The organism is Vibrio sp. D173a (assembly GCF_030248475.1).
This window is the reverse complement of the sequence record NZ_JAHGAH010000090.1, coordinates 1-13,863: the sequence shown is the minus strand read 5'-3', so window position 1 is coordinate 13,863 and position 13,863 is coordinate 1. Positions and strand designations below refer to the sequence as shown.

Genomic DNA, 13,863 nt, shown 5'->3' with positions numbered 1-13,863 from the left:
AGATCAACACACCCTAAAAAGGCTGCCGAATTGGCAGCCTTTTTTGTTACGGACAAGGAAGGATTTCAAGCTTGTAACTTTCGTTTTCTGATTGAGGTGGCCCATATAAAATACCGCATTGCGTTAGACTCGCTCTTGGGTCATCCGCTGCGGCAATCACCATTTCGCGGGTACTTGAACCTGATGGATGTCGGATTATTTTCCAATCTGAGTCCGAACCATCAATACCTTGCACTAGCAGAGGCAAGCTGTCATTGTCGGCGTCAGGGTAGCCATATAAAAATACGCAGTACTTCGAGCCATTTAGCTCACAACCATCGAAAGGCAGTGCCTGCATCGGTGTTTTATCGTGCGTGTTCTTGTTTGAAACATAGGCGAGGTGTTCTTGCCCGGTGGTTGCTAGTTTTGCATATCCAACTCCCAAGCCTGATGCGATTGCACCTTTCATACCTTCTAAACGAGCTTCACGAGCATCATCTTGAATGTTTAAAAAGCGTGGCGCGGCAGTAACGGCAAGGATGCCGAGAATTACGATAACAACAACAAGCTCAATTAAAGTAAAACCTGATTTTCTTTTCATAAACCATCTTTAAGTTAGGTTGATACGATAGTCTAATGTTCTTATATTTTTGTGGTGCGATAGACTACTTAAGCCCATAAACGGTGAATTTTGATGGTGCATTCACTCTAAATGGAGATTGATTATAGTCTTATATTTTCCTTCTCGATACCATTCGTTTTATAAATGATGTGCTCAAGGAATACGCAGCTTTTGATGTGATAAAAATGGCCTCTAAGTGAGCAGATTTTGAAACATTTTGATTGTGTTTTTTATGCGTTTGATGAATCCTACGCGGGGTGAGAGTTGGTCATTAATAATTTTTATATATTCAACAGGCTCTCTAATAAATAATTAGAATGTAAGAACATATCGATGGATTTCGATTCAACTACTTTGCTTGCTATGGGCCTGATTTTCCTCGGCTCTTACGTACAAACTGCCATAGGTTTTGGCCTGGCTATTGTGTCTGCGCCATTATTGATTCTTTGGGCGCCGGAGTATGTGCCGGCACCAATCTGTCTTGTTGCGCTGTTTATCTCTTTGATGAACGCAATGAAGCACCGCAGTAGTGTAGAAATCGGCGGTTTAAAAATGGCACTGATTGGTCGTGTGCCAGGTTCATTAGCGGGTGGGGCATTGCTTTTTTTTGTCTCTACAGAAGCACTGACACTTTGGATAGGATTCCTTGTACTTTTTGCCGTGGCAGTAAGCGTACTTCCGTTTCGTATTGAGCCAACGCCTGGGCGTATGACGTTTGCTGGTTTCTTCTCTGGCTTATTTGGTACGAGCTCTGCGCGTTATTACTGCAACATCAAGAAGCGAATCAGTTACGTGGTAACCTTTCTGCCTTCTTTGTTTTCAGCTCTATTATCTCGCTAGTGGTGCAAATTCCAGTTGGTTTCTTCACTCTTCATCATTTGGTGATTACTTTGCCATTGCTGCCAGCAGGGGCGTTTGGCTACTGGCTGGCAATGAAAACAACGCAATCTTTACCAAAAGAAAAAATTCGCTTTGGTGCGCTGACACTCTGTTTTGTTAGCGGTATTACAGCAGTAATTCAAGGCTTAGCTTTGTAAAGGCGATCTTCGCTCTCAAATTCACTTTACAAAACGACTTTGCGCTATAGAATCGCGTCACTTTTTATATGTCGAGTTAGTTATGAACAACAGTCTTTACGGCAATTTAATGGCTGCATTGTCCTTTGTTATTTGGGGATTGTTGCCTATTTATTATCGCTTTCTGCCAAATGCATCGATGGATGAATTGTTGGCGTTACGCATCATTGGCTCGGTGCCAGTAGGGTTTATTTTAGTATTGGCGATGACGCGCCATATGCCGAAATGGTCTAAGGTTTGGCAAGATAAAAAGTCACTTTGGTATACGTTTGTCGCCAGTAGCCTTATGTGTATTTCTTGGGTTGCCTTTACATGGGCGCTGACCAATAACCGAGTGATTGACGCTAGCTTGGGTTTCTTCATCGGTCCTCTTATTTCTGTCGCGCTTGGTGTGTTTATCTTGGGTGATAAGCTATCCAAAGGACAATTTATTGCGATTCTTTTAGCGACCATTGGCGTGTTGTATCAGGTTTTCCAGTACGGTCAATTACCGCTGGTGGCACTGACGATGGGCTTGTTCTTCTCTCTATATGGTCTTTTTAAGAAGAAGATTAATTTTGATTGGAGTACAACGCTGTTTATTGAGGCGTTAGTGCTGACACCAATCGCGCTTACCTATCTTATTGTTAAACAAGTAACGGTGGGAGAGTTGGCCTCTACGGCAGATATGACGACCTTCATGCTATATTTAGGCAGTGCACCGGTGACGATTCTACCGCTGATTTTCTACTCGATCGCGATCCGAATTACAAACTTGTCTACAGTTGGACTTATGCAATACATTGAGCCAAGCCTACAGTTTGTGTTGGCTGTCGTGTTCTTTGGTGAGTTGTTCGACAGCGTAAAAGCGGTGACATTTGCCTTTATCTGGGTTGGTCTACTGTTTACGATTTTTGAGGGTGTGGCCAAGCTATCAAAACGAAGAAAGCTTGCTGACCAATCAATTTAACCCATTCCTTCTTTAGGTTCATAGGGCTAGCTTATATTTTAGGTGAAGCTATCGTCTTTGATATTACTCAACTGCCTAAGCTGATGTCCGAAATCAATCAAGCTCAAACTAACTATCGAGACCGCATTGACAGTTACTACCTTGAAAACCTTGAGGTAACTGAAGTCATGTCGAATCTAGATGAAAAGATCGCTTGGTATAAGAGCATCGGGCTGTTTCTTCAGGTTTTTGGTCTAGCGTTGATTTTAGCGCGAGACCTTGCGCGAAAACCCTAGGGGTAATGCAAATTATTTGCGATTTGCAAAGGATTGTTTGCAATATGCATCCGTATGGAAAATGCAAGGATTAATATTCGTACAATTTTATTGCAAGTGATTAAATATCAATCGATTTAAGTGCATAAAAAAGTTGGCATGCCTAATGCTTTAGTTGTAATGACCCTTTTAAGCCGAGGGTCACCTAGCCAACTGACGTTGTTAGTGAACCAGATTGTTCACACGTATATACAGCCAATCACAAACCTTGTGGTTGGCTTTTTTTCACAATCAATTCACGTTTTAATTGTTACAGTTTCCAGTCGAATAATGCCGAGAGCTGTGATAGTTTTCGGGCGCATATGAACTCTAATTGGTTGTATTAATGAAGAAAGTTGTACGTTTAGTTGGTGTCGCCTCTATTTTTGGCGCTCAATCGGTACATGCGATGAGTGAAAAAGATTGGGACGTACTTACCGATATCGGTGCCTATGGCTTGGTTGCGACGGCGGCCGCGGTACCTGCATACAAAGGAGATTGGGAAGGCTTCTGGCAAGCAGGGTTTAGTATTGGCGCAGCATCGGGCGTTGGTTTAATTGGTAAAACAACCATCGATGCAGAACGCCCGGATAAAAGTGGTAATGACAGTTTCCCTTCTAACCATACGGCTAACGCTTTTGCTTCGGCGACAAACCTTTATTTACGTTATGGTTGGGAAGCGGGCCTACCTGCTTATGGGGTCGCGACCTTAGTTGGTGTTGGTCGAGTAGAGGCGAAGAAACACTATTGGCGCGATGTACTTGCTGGCGCCGCTTTAGGAACCTTAAGCGCGTATGTATTTACAGATGCATACGATGAAAATGTTCAGCTTGTACCTTGGGTGACGAGCGAAGATGTGGGTGTTTCACTAACATACCGTTGGTAGTGTTCACCCCAATAAACAAAAGCCTCGGCATAGACCGAGGCTTTGTTGTATCTAAATGTAAGAGGCTCAGTAGTTAAAACTGCGCTTTGATCCAAACCATGCGGTGGTCAGAAGACACATCTTTACCGTTACCGTACTTACCGATGCGGTCGTCGTTAAACAGTTTACGACCTTCTTCGTAAGATGCAGCCCAGTAAACACCAGAGTCCACAACGTTTAGGTTTGCTGATGGCATCGCATAGTCAACACCAAGACCGAACGTAGACGTGATGCGGTTTGGAATTGGGTGAGTCGAGTTTTTATCTACCGCATGCTCGGCTGCACCATAGCTAGTAGGGTAAAGCTCACCATTCATCACATCTTGATTAACCAATGGATCGTTATGGAAAGCTTGCATGATTTCACTGAAACCATCGCCATCCAGTGGATCAAGGTTTTGGTCACCCATCATCACAAACTTCGCCCCTTCAGCTAAGCCACCTTTGTTGCCTGCATCATCGTAGAAGTACTCTTTACCTTGTACGTAGTGATGCCAAAACTCAACTTCAGCACCATTTTGTACTTTGTTTTTGCCTGGATCGAATACTGGCGGAGTAGGGTGAGACATCAACAGGTGAACCACTTCATCACCTTTCTCAGTAGGGATGATAATTGGTGCATCTACGTGGTTTTTAGAAGATAGACGAACGACATCCCACTCTTCAGCTGTGTACCATTCATCACCACACTGCATGCCCTCAGGAATGGTTTGTGAACCGTCACAGATTGTGATTTTAGGGATTTCTGCGCCTTCCATGTCTTTCCATTTGAACTCTTGGAAAGTACGAGTGTTTTCTGTGTCGATCTCGTATTTAGACATCAACGCGAAAGCGTATTGGCCGTGGTAGAAACCAAAGCCCCAAGCATCACCCGGTAGCTGACCTGCAGTACCGTTGTTGTCTAGATCAAGCTCGCTGTTTAGGCCTGTGTTTGTTGAGTAAGACTCGGTGTATGGATACTCGATTGGTTCTAGGTTCGCTTCACCACCTGCACCTTCAAGGCTTTGTGCTATAGATAGGTAGTTTTTCTGGAAGCCTTCCAGTGCCACCTTATCTTCACCTGTACCGTCGTTGTTGTATTCCGCCATCATAAGAACATCTGGACGGTTTTTCTGAATGATTGCTGCAACGTTACGGATTTGAATGACTTTTTCAGCCATTGTTTTGTCTGCATCCGCGATGCTGCCGTCAAGGTAAGCGGTGACAAGCTCAGTTTGCTTGGCTGGTTCAACTTGCATTTCTGCAACGAGATCTTCAAAAGTACTGCGATCAAAAGAGAGGTTATAAGTGGCGATCTTTACTTCTTTAGGTTGAACATCTACGTATTCAGTGTCGTCGTTACAGCCAGTCAGTAGTGCAGCGCCGATTAGGAGAGCAAGAGGGGTTTTGATGTATTTCATTAGTATGCAATACCTTATAATTGGGTTAGCGCAAATACTAAAGTTATCAGTAAGTTTTGTAAGCGATCTGTGTCACACAAACGATTGCGTAGTTACACAGATGCGCAGATTTTGTGTGATTTATGCAATAAACACATCATTTTCAACACCAGAAGGTTATATTCAAACTGTTAAATAATGATGTCTATTTTATTTAATGTGCTTAGATTTATATTTCATATTAATTAGTTTGGATAGATTTTGTTCGTTAATCATCTGAGTTTTAGTAGTGGGAAGTTTTTCTTTATACTAGGCGCAGAACAGAAGTGAGGACGACCTCACCGCTCTTATCACTATCGGGGACGACCCCAATCATTTGGAATCTCTCAATGGCTTGGGCAATTCTTTTTCTTGCTGGTCTATGCGAAGTCGCATGGGCAGTTGGGCTCAAATACACCGAAGGTTTTAGTAAGCTTGGGCCATCTGCATTCACTATTGGGTTTATGGGGCTAAGCTTTTGGTTACTGGGTATCGCGCTTAAAACGTTACCGCCAGGCGTTGCTTATGGCGTTTGGGTGGGTATTGGCGCGATAGGTACCGCAATTGCTAGTATCTATTTATTTAATGAGCCGGCCACGCTAATCAAGCTTATCAGTTTACTGCTCATTGTTGCGGGTATCGCGGGTTTGAAGTTCGCTGCTTAACGTGACAAATACCGCCAAAAGAAAAGCCAGAGTGATGCTCTGGCTTTGTTGTTTTTCGAACAAACGAAATCTCAATAGAAGTGCGACTGTTATCGCTTCATAAGCGGTAACTTTAGATGCTGACCAAATACGTTGATCAGCGCACCTGTCACGATTAATGCGCCACCTAAGTATGTCCACGCCGAAGGTAATTCACCAAAGAAAACGATGCCCAACACGACAGAGAAAATAATCTGAACATAAGAGTAAGCTGATGCTTTCCCGGCTTCTTGTGTTTGCATTGCTTTCGTGAGTCCCAGTTGTCCTATTTGCGTAAAGACGCCGACCAAAACGAGCATCATAGTTAGATACAAATCTGGCATAACGAATTGATCTCCAATCAAAAGAATCGATGCAGGCAATGCCACTAAAGGAAAGTAAAAGATGATGACGGAGCTGTCTTCGGTCTGGCTTAGCTTACGCACGATTACATAGGCGATAGAGCTACCAAACGCACCTAAGATAGCGATCATCACACTGAACATTGGTAAGGCATGCTCCGCGTCTGGACCGGTTTCCGGTCTCACCATGACATAGACCCCGAGTAAACACAGGGCGATACAAATAAACGTAGAGAATTGGATACGTTCTTTAAGGAAGAAAACGGCAAGTAAGGCAGTAAAAACTGGGTGGATATACTGAAAAATGGTTGCTTCAGCTAATGGTAGCGTTGTAACAGAATAGTACACACACATCAAAGCTATGGTTCCAACGGCACCGCGAGCAAAGAGCAAGGGCTTATTATTACCCCAAACTGAAATGCCTTTGCGTTTTACATCGAGATAGCTGATCACTAACGAAACCAGAGCCCTAGCAGCTACGATTTCAAATACAGGTATACCGTGTAAGCTAACATGCTTTACCGTAGCGGACATCAGTGCAAAACCAAACGCGGACAGCACCATAAAGCGCACGCCAATCGGAATTATTGAGTTGAGAGAGTTAGGCATCTTACCTGCTCGTTTATTGCGGGGGATCGCACTTTAGCACACTAAACTGGTAAAAAGATCAGCACTTTGTGATTAAGGCTCCGAACCTTCATGATACAAGGTAGACTGTGCCGTTCAGATATAAAAACAATAAATACATAAGGAGAAAGGGATGATTCCTATTCAAGCAACGCATGTGTCTGGTGTGGTGATTTCCGAATTCGACGGCATAAAGAAAATGCTGTTGTTAGAGCGAGTCAAAGGTGGCTATTGGTGTCATGTCGCTGGTGGTGTGGAAGAGGCCGAAACTGGCTGGCAAACCATCGTACGAGAGCTTAAGGAAGAAACACAAATCGAAGGTGTAGAGCTTCATAGCGCAGATTTTCTAGAACAGTTTTATGAGGCACACAAGAATCGAATCATGGTCATTCCTTGTTTTGTCTTGTTCTGCAAACCGAATCAAACGGTAACGCTAAATCATGAACATACTGACTATCGTTGGTGTACATTAGAAGAAGCAAAACAGCTCGCACCATTTGCCAATCAACATCAACTTTACGAGCATGTATGGAAGCACTATGTTGAGAGCGAACTCACGCCATTCACTTTGATTAAGCAAAGTTAACGACGGAATCACTATGTACCAAGGTTATGAACAACATCAGGCACTGCAAATTTCAGAGCGAATTTCCATTGAGCCTCTGCTGACTAAGCATGCCGCGATCTTACTCTCGGCGGTTAATGAGAGTCGGGAGAGTTTATCTCAATACCTACCTTGGACAGATTGGGTTACGAACCGCAGGGAAGCCGTTGCGTATATTTCCCAACGAATCAATTCCAATGCTCTCGATGCTTATTGGTTTGCGATAAACCTAAATCAAGAGTTTGTGGGAGTGCTGGGCATCAAAGGTATCGAAACACAAAGCAAAGTGACTGAGATTGGATATTGGTTGGCAGAGGAAGGTCGTGGTCATCAAATTATCGATCTGGTCTTGATGACGTTAGTTCCACTGATTCAAGAGAGAGGCAATGCTAACGTTATCCAGTTCCATTGTATGGAAGACAGTATACCAAGCATCAAAATTGCAGAACGTGCTGGTGCGATATTAAAGGAATACGTTGAACATGATTTTGAAACCCTAGATTCTTCTCAACGACTGGGTATTTATGAGCTGGATCTGGCTACAATAAGTAATTGAAAATATTAGCTTAAAATTCGTTGCGGCGATATAAAAGGATAAGTGAGCTGGAAAGGAAAAGAGCAATGGAAATAAGCATTAATACCATTACTTGGCAAGATGCGATGCCAATTCGCCATCAAGTACTATGGGCAAATAAACCCATCGAACATTGCCAAGTAGAAGGTGACGAGGAAGCGGAGCATTTTGGCGCATTCGTCGACAGCGTATTGGTGGGGGTGGCGTCGATATACCGAGATGACAATCAAGCTCGATTGCGCAAGTTTGCCATCTTGCCTGAGTATCAAGGGCAGGGTATTGGTTCGTCCATGATTCGATGTGTGTTAGAAAGCTTTAAGTTTTCACCTGTTGAGTATTTCTGGTGCGATGCGAGAGAATCGGCCTTGGCTTTCTACGAAAAGTTTGGGATGCAAGTTGAAGGTGAGCGCTTCTACAAATCTGACGTTCCTTATTACAAAATGAAGCTTGCGCTTTAACCAAAAAATATCTGAGTTTGAACTCTAATTTCCTTAGTGCGTTAATAGTCAGAATGTTGCCCTTGTGTTAACTTTGAATCGTACATAAGTGCGACATTGCCCTTGATTGGGTGCACAAGGAGAACATCATGAATGCGATCGTCGACGTTGAAGTTGGTCAACTGCTGCAACAAAAATTGGATAAGCTCAAAGCCGCATACAATGCCGAACCTTATCCGATCTTAGAGGTAAGAAAACATAAGCTTAACCTTCTTAAGCAGACTATCTTGAATAACCAGCAAGCGCTGGTGGAAGCCTTAAGTGCCGACTTTGGTTACCGCTCTGAATTTGATACGGCAATGACGGATGTATTGCCGACGGTTGCCCAGATCAATTACACCCTAAAACGCCTCAATAAATGGTGTAAGCCAAGTCGTCGTCATGCAGGTTTGTTGCTTGCTCCTTCAAAAGTCACCGTTCAATACCAACCAGTTGGCGTAGTCGGCATCATCTCTCCATGGAACTTCCCAGTCATTCTAAGTTTATCGCCATTAGTGACTGCGCTTGCTGCGGGTAACCGAGTGATGATGAAACTCAGCGAATTCACCCCGATGACCAACAAAGTGATTTCTGAGATTTGCCGAGCGTTACCTGAAGATGTTGAAGTCGTAGAAGGCGAAGCGGAAGTTGCACAAGCGTTTAGCAAGTTGCCATTTGATCATCTTCTGTTTACCGGCTCAACCAATGTTGGTCGCGCGGTTGCTCGTGCTGCAGCGGAAAATTTAACCCCAATTACGTTGGAGCTCGGTGGTAAATCTCCAGTCATCGTGGCGGATGACGCTAACTTGAGTAAAGCGGTTGATGCGATACTGTTTGGTAAGTGCATCAATGCCGGACAAATCTGTGTTGCGCCAGATTATGCCCTTGTACCCGAGGGAAGAATCAACGAGTTTGTCGCGCTGTTTCTACAACGTTTTGAAGCGCTGTACCTCAAAGGTCAGAACGACCAAGGCTTTACTCATATCATCAATCAGCGCCAGTACGAGCGCTTAAAGGCAGTATTGGAAGATGCCAAAACTAAGGGCGCAGAAATACATACCGTGCCCGAGGCGAGCGCAGAGGGTCGATGTTTATATCCGCACCTAGTGACCAATGTTTCGGAAGAGATGGTCATCATGCAGGAAGAGATTTTTGGTCCTCTTATGCCGATCAAGCCTTACCGTGATATCCAAGAGGTCATCAGTTACATCAATCAGAATCAACGCCCACTTGCGCTCTACATCATGTCGGAAGATAAGAGTGTTATTGAGCGAATTACCCGTAATACCCACAGTGGTGGGGTTGGGGTGAATGACACCATCTTGCACGTCGGTGCGGAAGACGCGCCATTTGGTGGTATTGGTGAATCTGGTATCGGTCACTACCATGGCGAAGAAGGCTTTAGAACTTTTAGTCACGCCAAAACCATTCTAAGTACACCAACGTGGTTACCGCGTGTAGGAATGTTGATGGAGCGTCGTGGCATGGCAATAAAAGCATTACAGAAATGCTTTATGAGGTGAGTCTTATGGTTCGGTACTTCAATCATCAAAGTCGTGAGCGACACGGCTCTTTCAACTAATGTAGTTTTAAATAACGAATGCAAGTTTAAATAACGTTAGTTAATAGAGTATTGAATAAACATATGGAGCTGTATATCGAAAGTGGCACTTTCTTGTGTGATTGATAATTGAGCTCATATGGACCATAATATTAAGACCATTTGGTCTATAGGAGCTCAGTATGGCAACGGCAACATTAAAAAGCTTTAAACCGAAGCTGCCTCATAAGGCAAACTTCTGGTTTATGCTGGGCATTGAAGATGCCGAAACCGGTCGTACCGATGCGGTTCATAAAGGCTTTGAGCCAAAGGTATACCGTAATATCGTCGAGCGTGTGAAGCTTTCTCAAAGCGAATTCCAACACGTCACATTGATCCCGGTGAGCACCATCAAACGTCGACTCAAAAACGAAGAGCGCTTCAACACGCAAGAGAGTGATGCCATCTATCGTTTAGCGATGCTACTTAAGCTAGCAACAGAACTGTTTGATGATGAAGAACGCGCACTAGGTTGGATGCGAGAGAATGTTTATGGTTTGGGTGGCAAGCGCCCACTAGACATGGTGTCAACCACGGTTGATTTTGAAATCGTCAAAGATTTGATTGGACGACTAGAGCACGGGGTATTCTCATAATATGAAGCTCTATCGACTGACTCAAAAGAAGTTCTCTGAGTCTCCATTTAGCCCAATCGGTGCCAAGCTATACGGTGGGCGATGGAACTCGAAAGGAACCGAAGCACTGTACTTTTCTCAATCCGAATCTCTTTGCTCGTTAGAAGTTTTCGTCCATGTAAACAACGATCCGGCGATCACCAAGCTTTACGATTTGTATCGTATCGAGATGCCAGAGTACTTAATTGCTGCACTGGATGAAGAAGACTTACCGGTCACTTGGCGCTCCATTCCTGCTAGTGAATCCACACAATACATTGGCGACCAGTTTCTCAACGATCCGCATCCTGAGTTCGCTGCTCTGCAAGTACCTTCGACAATTTCTCCTCGTGACAACAACTACGTTGTCAATCCAAACCATCCCAAGATGAAAGACATCCTGAAGAAAGCAGAGAAGCTTGATTTTGCTTTCGACCCAAGAATCTTCAAATAAAAAGCTCAGCATTTGGATTAGCGCTGAGCTTTTCTTTCTCTCTTTTTCCATTGGGTTAATGCTGAGCAGTTAACTGCTGATTGCTCATTACTTCTTTCTGGTAGCTGCCTAATACGATCTCTGCGCCTTTGTAAGAGAGGTGGCTTGCATCGGTGTACATGGCATTGTTGCTGCCCACTTTCATTGCGCATTTGCCCTGTTGGCAGATGTAGTTAGTAAGGTCGACAAACTCCACATGTTCAAATTGGTCAAAGTACGCTGCTAGTGTTGCTACGTGATGCGGGTGTGACTGCTTTGGCGAAAAGTCACATTCATTGCCAGTGTTGTCTCCAAACAGTCTCGCTTTCCATAAACATTCACCAATGGCATGCGGTGCGGAAGGTGTTGGACCAAAGACCAGAACTTCTCGGTCTTCTAACTCGTTCAAAAGGCGAGTGAGCGAAGCTTGGGAGTCTCGTTTGGATAACTCTTTATTGAAGTTAGAAGAAATCACCACGCGACGGATAGAAGGGGTATTCAAAATGGTTTCTATTGCATCAGTGAAGAAATTGCTGCAAGACAAATGGTTTGCACCCGAAACCTTATCGACATAGCCAACCGCGCAAGAGTCTTGCGTAAGTTGAACAACCCCTGTTGGTGTGTCATTCGCGAGTTGCTGAACAAAGACCATGCTGTGGCTGTTACCCAAGACAGCGACAGTAGGCTGGGAAGATGAGGAGCAGGTGTCATTGATGCCGGTATTACCGTTACATGCGATGCCGTAGCCGTTGTTCACGCGCATGGCTTCGAAAAACGCGCTACGGTCGGGAAAGCCTCCGTTTTTATGGCCGACTACACCAAAAGCAAGCAGTGGCAGGGTAACTAATACTAGTGAGGCTGTAAGTGTGCTCATGCCTATTTTCTTGCGGCTACGGAAAGGCTTTTCAACAAAGCGCCAAGTTAGATAAGAAAAGGCAAATAGAGCGACAAGATAAAACGCGAGGCTGAACTTTTGTCCGGCAGTGAGTACGTATCGATAAAAGACCAGTAACGGAATATGCCATAGATAGAGGCTGTAGCTAATTAAACCGACAAAAACGACCGATTTGAGGCTTAGAGCTTTACCCAGGGTGTTGTCTTTGGATGAGAACAAGATGATAAGCGCGGTGCCAATCACAGGAATTAACAGCATGAGCCCGGCGCCATCTTTTGATTTATCAAACAACAAAGCAGAGGCGAGAACTAGGGTTAAACCAATCATAGCTAAGGTGTTGTTGGGCTTGATCACGGTTTTACGCATCACTAGGGCAACCAGAGAGCCTGCCGCCAACTCCCAAACCCGGGAGAAAATCATGTAAAAGGCGAAATCAGGATCACCACTGGCGTACCAAATAGTCATCAAACTTAGTGCAAATACTGCGATGAAGAAGGTGAGATAAGACATGAGCTTGCCACGTGCCAGCAACATAAGCAAAAGAGGGATCACAATGTAATATTGCTCTTCGACACCTAAGCTCCAAGTATGAAAGAGTGGGTTGGCTTGCTCTTCCAGTCCAAAGTAGTTGTGGCCTTTGAGGTAAAGCAAAGCGTTAGAGGCGGACAGAATGGAAGCCACAGAAAACTCACCAACTTCTTTATGAGCATGGGGAAGGAACAACCACCAAGAGAGTAAATAGCACACTGCAATAACGAGCAGCAGTAAGGGCAGAATCCGACGAATACGGCGCTCATAGAAATCGGAAAGGCTGAATTGGTTCTTATCTAAATCGTTTATAACAATAGTGGTAATTAAGTGCCCGCTGATCACAAAGAACATGTCTACGCCGATAAAACCACCAGCAAAGGCTTGTATATCTGTATGGGAAAAAATCACCAATAGGACAGCAATCGCTCTTAATCCATCAATTTCTGCTCTGTATGCCATTGCCACTCTCCCTAGTCAACGACATATCTAACGCAAAATGCGCACCAAAACTTGGTCTTTGAAAATCAGAGTGTTAGTGGCGATTATAAGGATGAGAACAGTTTTACAGGGTGGCTTCTTATATTGATTTTCATTTTGAAAACATCAAGCTTGCAATTTTTAGCAAAGTGACGAGCTAAGAATGTAAATCAAAGATCAGTCGAACTGAAGCTCTTATACTCGAAGTTAAGTGAACAAACTCAGAAACGAGGCTATGAGCCAAAACGACATTCAAGCCAAGATTTCCAGCTTTACTTGTATCGAAGAAGCATTGGATTACTTCGATATTGGTTTTGATAGCCGCTTTATTGATAAACACAGAGTGGAGTTAGTGAAGCGCTTCAATGGGTATTTAATTCTGACTAAGCCTGAAGATTGGTTTTCGGCTCGCCGTGCATTAAAGAACGCATACTGCAAAGTGCAGCGAAGTTTGTTGGATAAAACCACACGATCGGCTTGCCGTGGTTGCACCTCTTGTCAGCGACGTTAGAAAGTATCCTAACACCCAAACTATGTATGTCTCTGCCATCATGTTGTTCGCGTCGTTACTAGGTTGGCTTAAACGAGAACGAACCATTAGCGGCACAACGATGCGGTTCTGAAGAGTTAGAGAACCCTGTTGAAACTATTTAAACAAATTTTCTTTCATGATTAGGGCGTGTTGAT

Annotated in this window: 14 protein-coding genes and 2 pseudogenes; 12 read left to right on the top strand and 4 right to left on the bottom strand. The window is 44.0% G+C overall.

Going from position 1 to position 13,863, the window contains the following annotated elements:
- Positions 1-46: 46 nt before the first annotated feature.
- Entirely contained in the window at positions 47-580 is a 534-nt protein-coding gene (locus KIV40_RS10410; protein ID WP_038891192.1) for a type II secretion system protein, read from the bottom strand.
- Positions 581-934: 354 nt separating this feature from the next.
- On the opposite strand from KIV40_RS10410, the pseudogene KIV40_RS10405 reads away from it, so the two are divergent.
- The 4 genes and pseudogenes from KIV40_RS10405 (at position 935) to KIV40_RS10390 (ending at position 3,805) form a co-directional block, all read left to right on the top strand.
- Positions 935-1,638, top strand: a pseudogene (locus KIV40_RS10405) (sulfite exporter TauE/SafE family protein).
- An 82-nt stretch (positions 1,639-1,720) separates the two neighbouring features.
- Positions 1,721-2,626 carry an EamA family transporter RarD gene (gene rarD, locus KIV40_RS10400; RefSeq protein WP_285349048.1) on the top strand — a complete coding sequence of 302 codons (906 nt, stop codon included), beginning with the start codon at positions 1,721-1,723 and terminating at the stop codon, positions 2,624-2,626.
- Positions 2,627-2,688: 62 nt separating this feature from the next.
- Positions 2,689-2,901, top strand: a pseudogene (locus tag KIV40_RS10395) (DNA mismatch repair protein); the annotation flags it as partial.
- 364 nt (positions 2,902-3,265) lie between these two features.
- Entirely contained in the window at positions 3,266-3,805 is a 540-nt protein-coding gene (locus KIV40_RS10390; RefSeq protein ID WP_285349046.1) for a phosphatase PAP2 family protein, read from the top strand.
- 73 nt (positions 3,806-3,878) lie between these two features.
- Here KIV40_RS10390 and KIV40_RS10385 read toward each other — a convergent pair whose 3' ends face one another.
- Positions 3,879-5,243 (bottom strand): endonuclease/exonuclease/phosphatase family protein, encoded by a 1,365-nt coding sequence (locus tag KIV40_RS10385; RefSeq protein ID WP_285349045.1) that lies wholly within the window; start codon positions 5,241-5,243, stop codon positions 3,879-3,881.
- 368 nt (positions 5,244-5,611) lie between these two features.
- Between KIV40_RS10385 and KIV40_RS10380 the strand changes: the two genes are divergently transcribed.
- Positions 5,612-5,926, top strand: coding sequence for a multidrug efflux SMR transporter (locus KIV40_RS10380; RefSeq protein ID WP_285349044.1), 315 nt, complete (start codon positions 5,612-5,614; stop codon positions 5,924-5,926).
- 89 nt (positions 5,927-6,015) lie between these two features.
- On the opposite strand, the gene KIV40_RS10375 is transcribed toward KIV40_RS10380, so the two are convergent.
- Complete coding sequence (locus KIV40_RS10375) at positions 6,016-6,915, bottom strand: DMT family transporter (protein ID WP_228175090.1); 900 nt, start codon at positions 6,913-6,915, stop codon at positions 6,016-6,018.
- A gap of 151 nt (positions 6,916-7,066) precedes the next feature.
- On the opposite strand from KIV40_RS10375, the gene KIV40_RS10370 reads away from it, so the two are divergent.
- The 6 genes from KIV40_RS10370 (at position 7,067) to KIV40_RS10345 (ending at position 11,255) form a co-directional block, all read left to right on the top strand.
- Positions 7,067-7,519: an NUDIX pyrophosphatase gene (locus tag KIV40_RS10370; protein ID WP_285349041.1), complete on the top strand. Its 453-nt coding sequence runs from the start codon at positions 7,067-7,069 to the stop codon at positions 7,517-7,519.
- A 13-nt stretch (positions 7,520-7,532) separates the two neighbouring features.
- Positions 7,533-8,093, top strand: a complete 561-nt coding sequence (locus tag KIV40_RS10365; RefSeq protein ID WP_285349040.1) for a GNAT family protein — start codon at positions 7,533-7,535, stop codon at positions 8,091-8,093.
- 65 nt (positions 8,094-8,158) lie between these two features.
- On the top strand, positions 8,159-8,569 hold the full coding sequence (locus KIV40_RS10360) for a GNAT family N-acetyltransferase (protein ID WP_285349039.1): 411 nt from the start codon (positions 8,159-8,161) through the stop codon (positions 8,567-8,569).
- Between the two features lie 128 nt (positions 8,570-8,697).
- Positions 8,698-10,110 carry a coniferyl aldehyde dehydrogenase gene (locus KIV40_RS10355; protein WP_285349037.1) on the top strand — a complete coding sequence of 471 codons (1,413 nt, stop codon included), beginning with the start codon at positions 8,698-8,700 and terminating at the stop codon, positions 10,108-10,110.
- Positions 10,111-10,330: 220 nt separating this feature from the next.
- Positions 10,331-10,783: an antitoxin Xre/MbcA/ParS toxin-binding domain-containing protein gene (locus KIV40_RS10350; RefSeq protein ID WP_005426938.1), complete on the top strand. Its 453-nt coding sequence runs from the start codon at positions 10,331-10,333 to the stop codon at positions 10,781-10,783.
- Position 10,784: 1 nt separating this feature from the next.
- Positions 10,785-11,255, top strand: a complete 471-nt coding sequence (locus KIV40_RS10345) for an RES family NAD+ phosphorylase (RefSeq protein WP_005447071.1) — start codon at positions 10,785-10,787, stop codon at positions 11,253-11,255.
- A 55-nt stretch (positions 11,256-11,310) separates the two neighbouring features.
- Here the strand turns inward: KIV40_RS10345 and KIV40_RS10340 are convergent, their stop codons facing one another.
- Complete coding sequence (locus KIV40_RS10340) at positions 11,311-13,158, bottom strand: acyltransferase family protein (RefSeq protein WP_285349036.1); 1,848 nt, start codon at positions 13,156-13,158, stop codon at positions 11,311-11,313.
- Between the two features lie 253 nt (positions 13,159-13,411).
- On the opposite strand from KIV40_RS10340, the gene KIV40_RS10335 reads away from it, so the two are divergent.
- Positions 13,412-13,687, top strand: a complete 276-nt coding sequence (locus KIV40_RS10335; protein ID WP_285349051.1) for a nitrogenase-stabilizing/protective protein NifW — start codon at positions 13,412-13,414, stop codon at positions 13,685-13,687.
- Positions 13,688-13,863 lie beyond the last annotated feature (176 nt).

What these genes read in the sequence shown, in the direction of transcription:
- KIV40_RS10410 (WP_038891192.1), bottom strand. Translation starts at nt 580, where the DNA reads ATGAAAAGAAAATCAGGTTTTACTTTAATTGAGCTTGTTGTTGTTATC.
- rarD (WP_285349048.1), top strand. Translation starts at nt 1,721, where the DNA reads ATGAACAACAGTCTTTACGGCAATTTAATGGCTGCATTGTCCTTTGTT.
- KIV40_RS10390 (WP_285349046.1), top strand. Translation starts at nt 3,266, where the DNA reads ATGAAGAAAGTTGTACGTTTAGTTGGTGTCGCCTCTATTTTTGGCGCT.
- KIV40_RS10385 (WP_285349045.1), bottom strand. Translation starts at nt 5,243, where the DNA reads ATGAAATACATCAAAACCCCTCTTGCTCTCCTAATCGGCGCTGCACTA.
- KIV40_RS10380 (WP_285349044.1), top strand. Translation starts at nt 5,612, where the DNA reads ATGGCTTGGGCAATTCTTTTTCTTGCTGGTCTATGCGAAGTCGCATGG.
- KIV40_RS10375 (WP_228175090.1), bottom strand. Translation starts at nt 6,915, where the DNA reads ATGCCTAACTCTCTCAACTCAATAATTCCGATTGGCGTGCGCTTTATG.
- KIV40_RS10370 (WP_285349041.1), top strand. Translation starts at nt 7,067, where the DNA reads ATGATTCCTATTCAAGCAACGCATGTGTCTGGTGTGGTGATTTCCGAA.
- KIV40_RS10365 (WP_285349040.1), top strand. Translation starts at nt 7,533, where the DNA reads ATGTACCAAGGTTATGAACAACATCAGGCACTGCAAATTTCAGAGCGA.
- KIV40_RS10360 (WP_285349039.1), top strand. Translation starts at nt 8,159, where the DNA reads ATGGAAATAAGCATTAATACCATTACTTGGCAAGATGCGATGCCAATT.
- KIV40_RS10355 (WP_285349037.1), top strand. Translation starts at nt 8,698, where the DNA reads ATGAATGCGATCGTCGACGTTGAAGTTGGTCAACTGCTGCAACAAAAA.
- KIV40_RS10350 (WP_005426938.1), top strand. Translation starts at nt 10,331, where the DNA reads ATGGCAACGGCAACATTAAAAAGCTTTAAACCGAAGCTGCCTCATAAG.
- KIV40_RS10345 (WP_005447071.1), top strand. Translation starts at nt 10,785, where the DNA reads ATGAAGCTCTATCGACTGACTCAAAAGAAGTTCTCTGAGTCTCCATTT.
- KIV40_RS10340 (WP_285349036.1), bottom strand. Translation starts at nt 13,158, where the DNA reads ATGGCATACAGAGCAGAAATTGATGGATTAAGAGCGATTGCTGTCCTA.
- KIV40_RS10335 (WP_285349051.1), top strand. Translation starts at nt 13,412, where the DNA reads ATGAGCCAAAACGACATTCAAGCCAAGATTTCCAGCTTTACTTGTATC.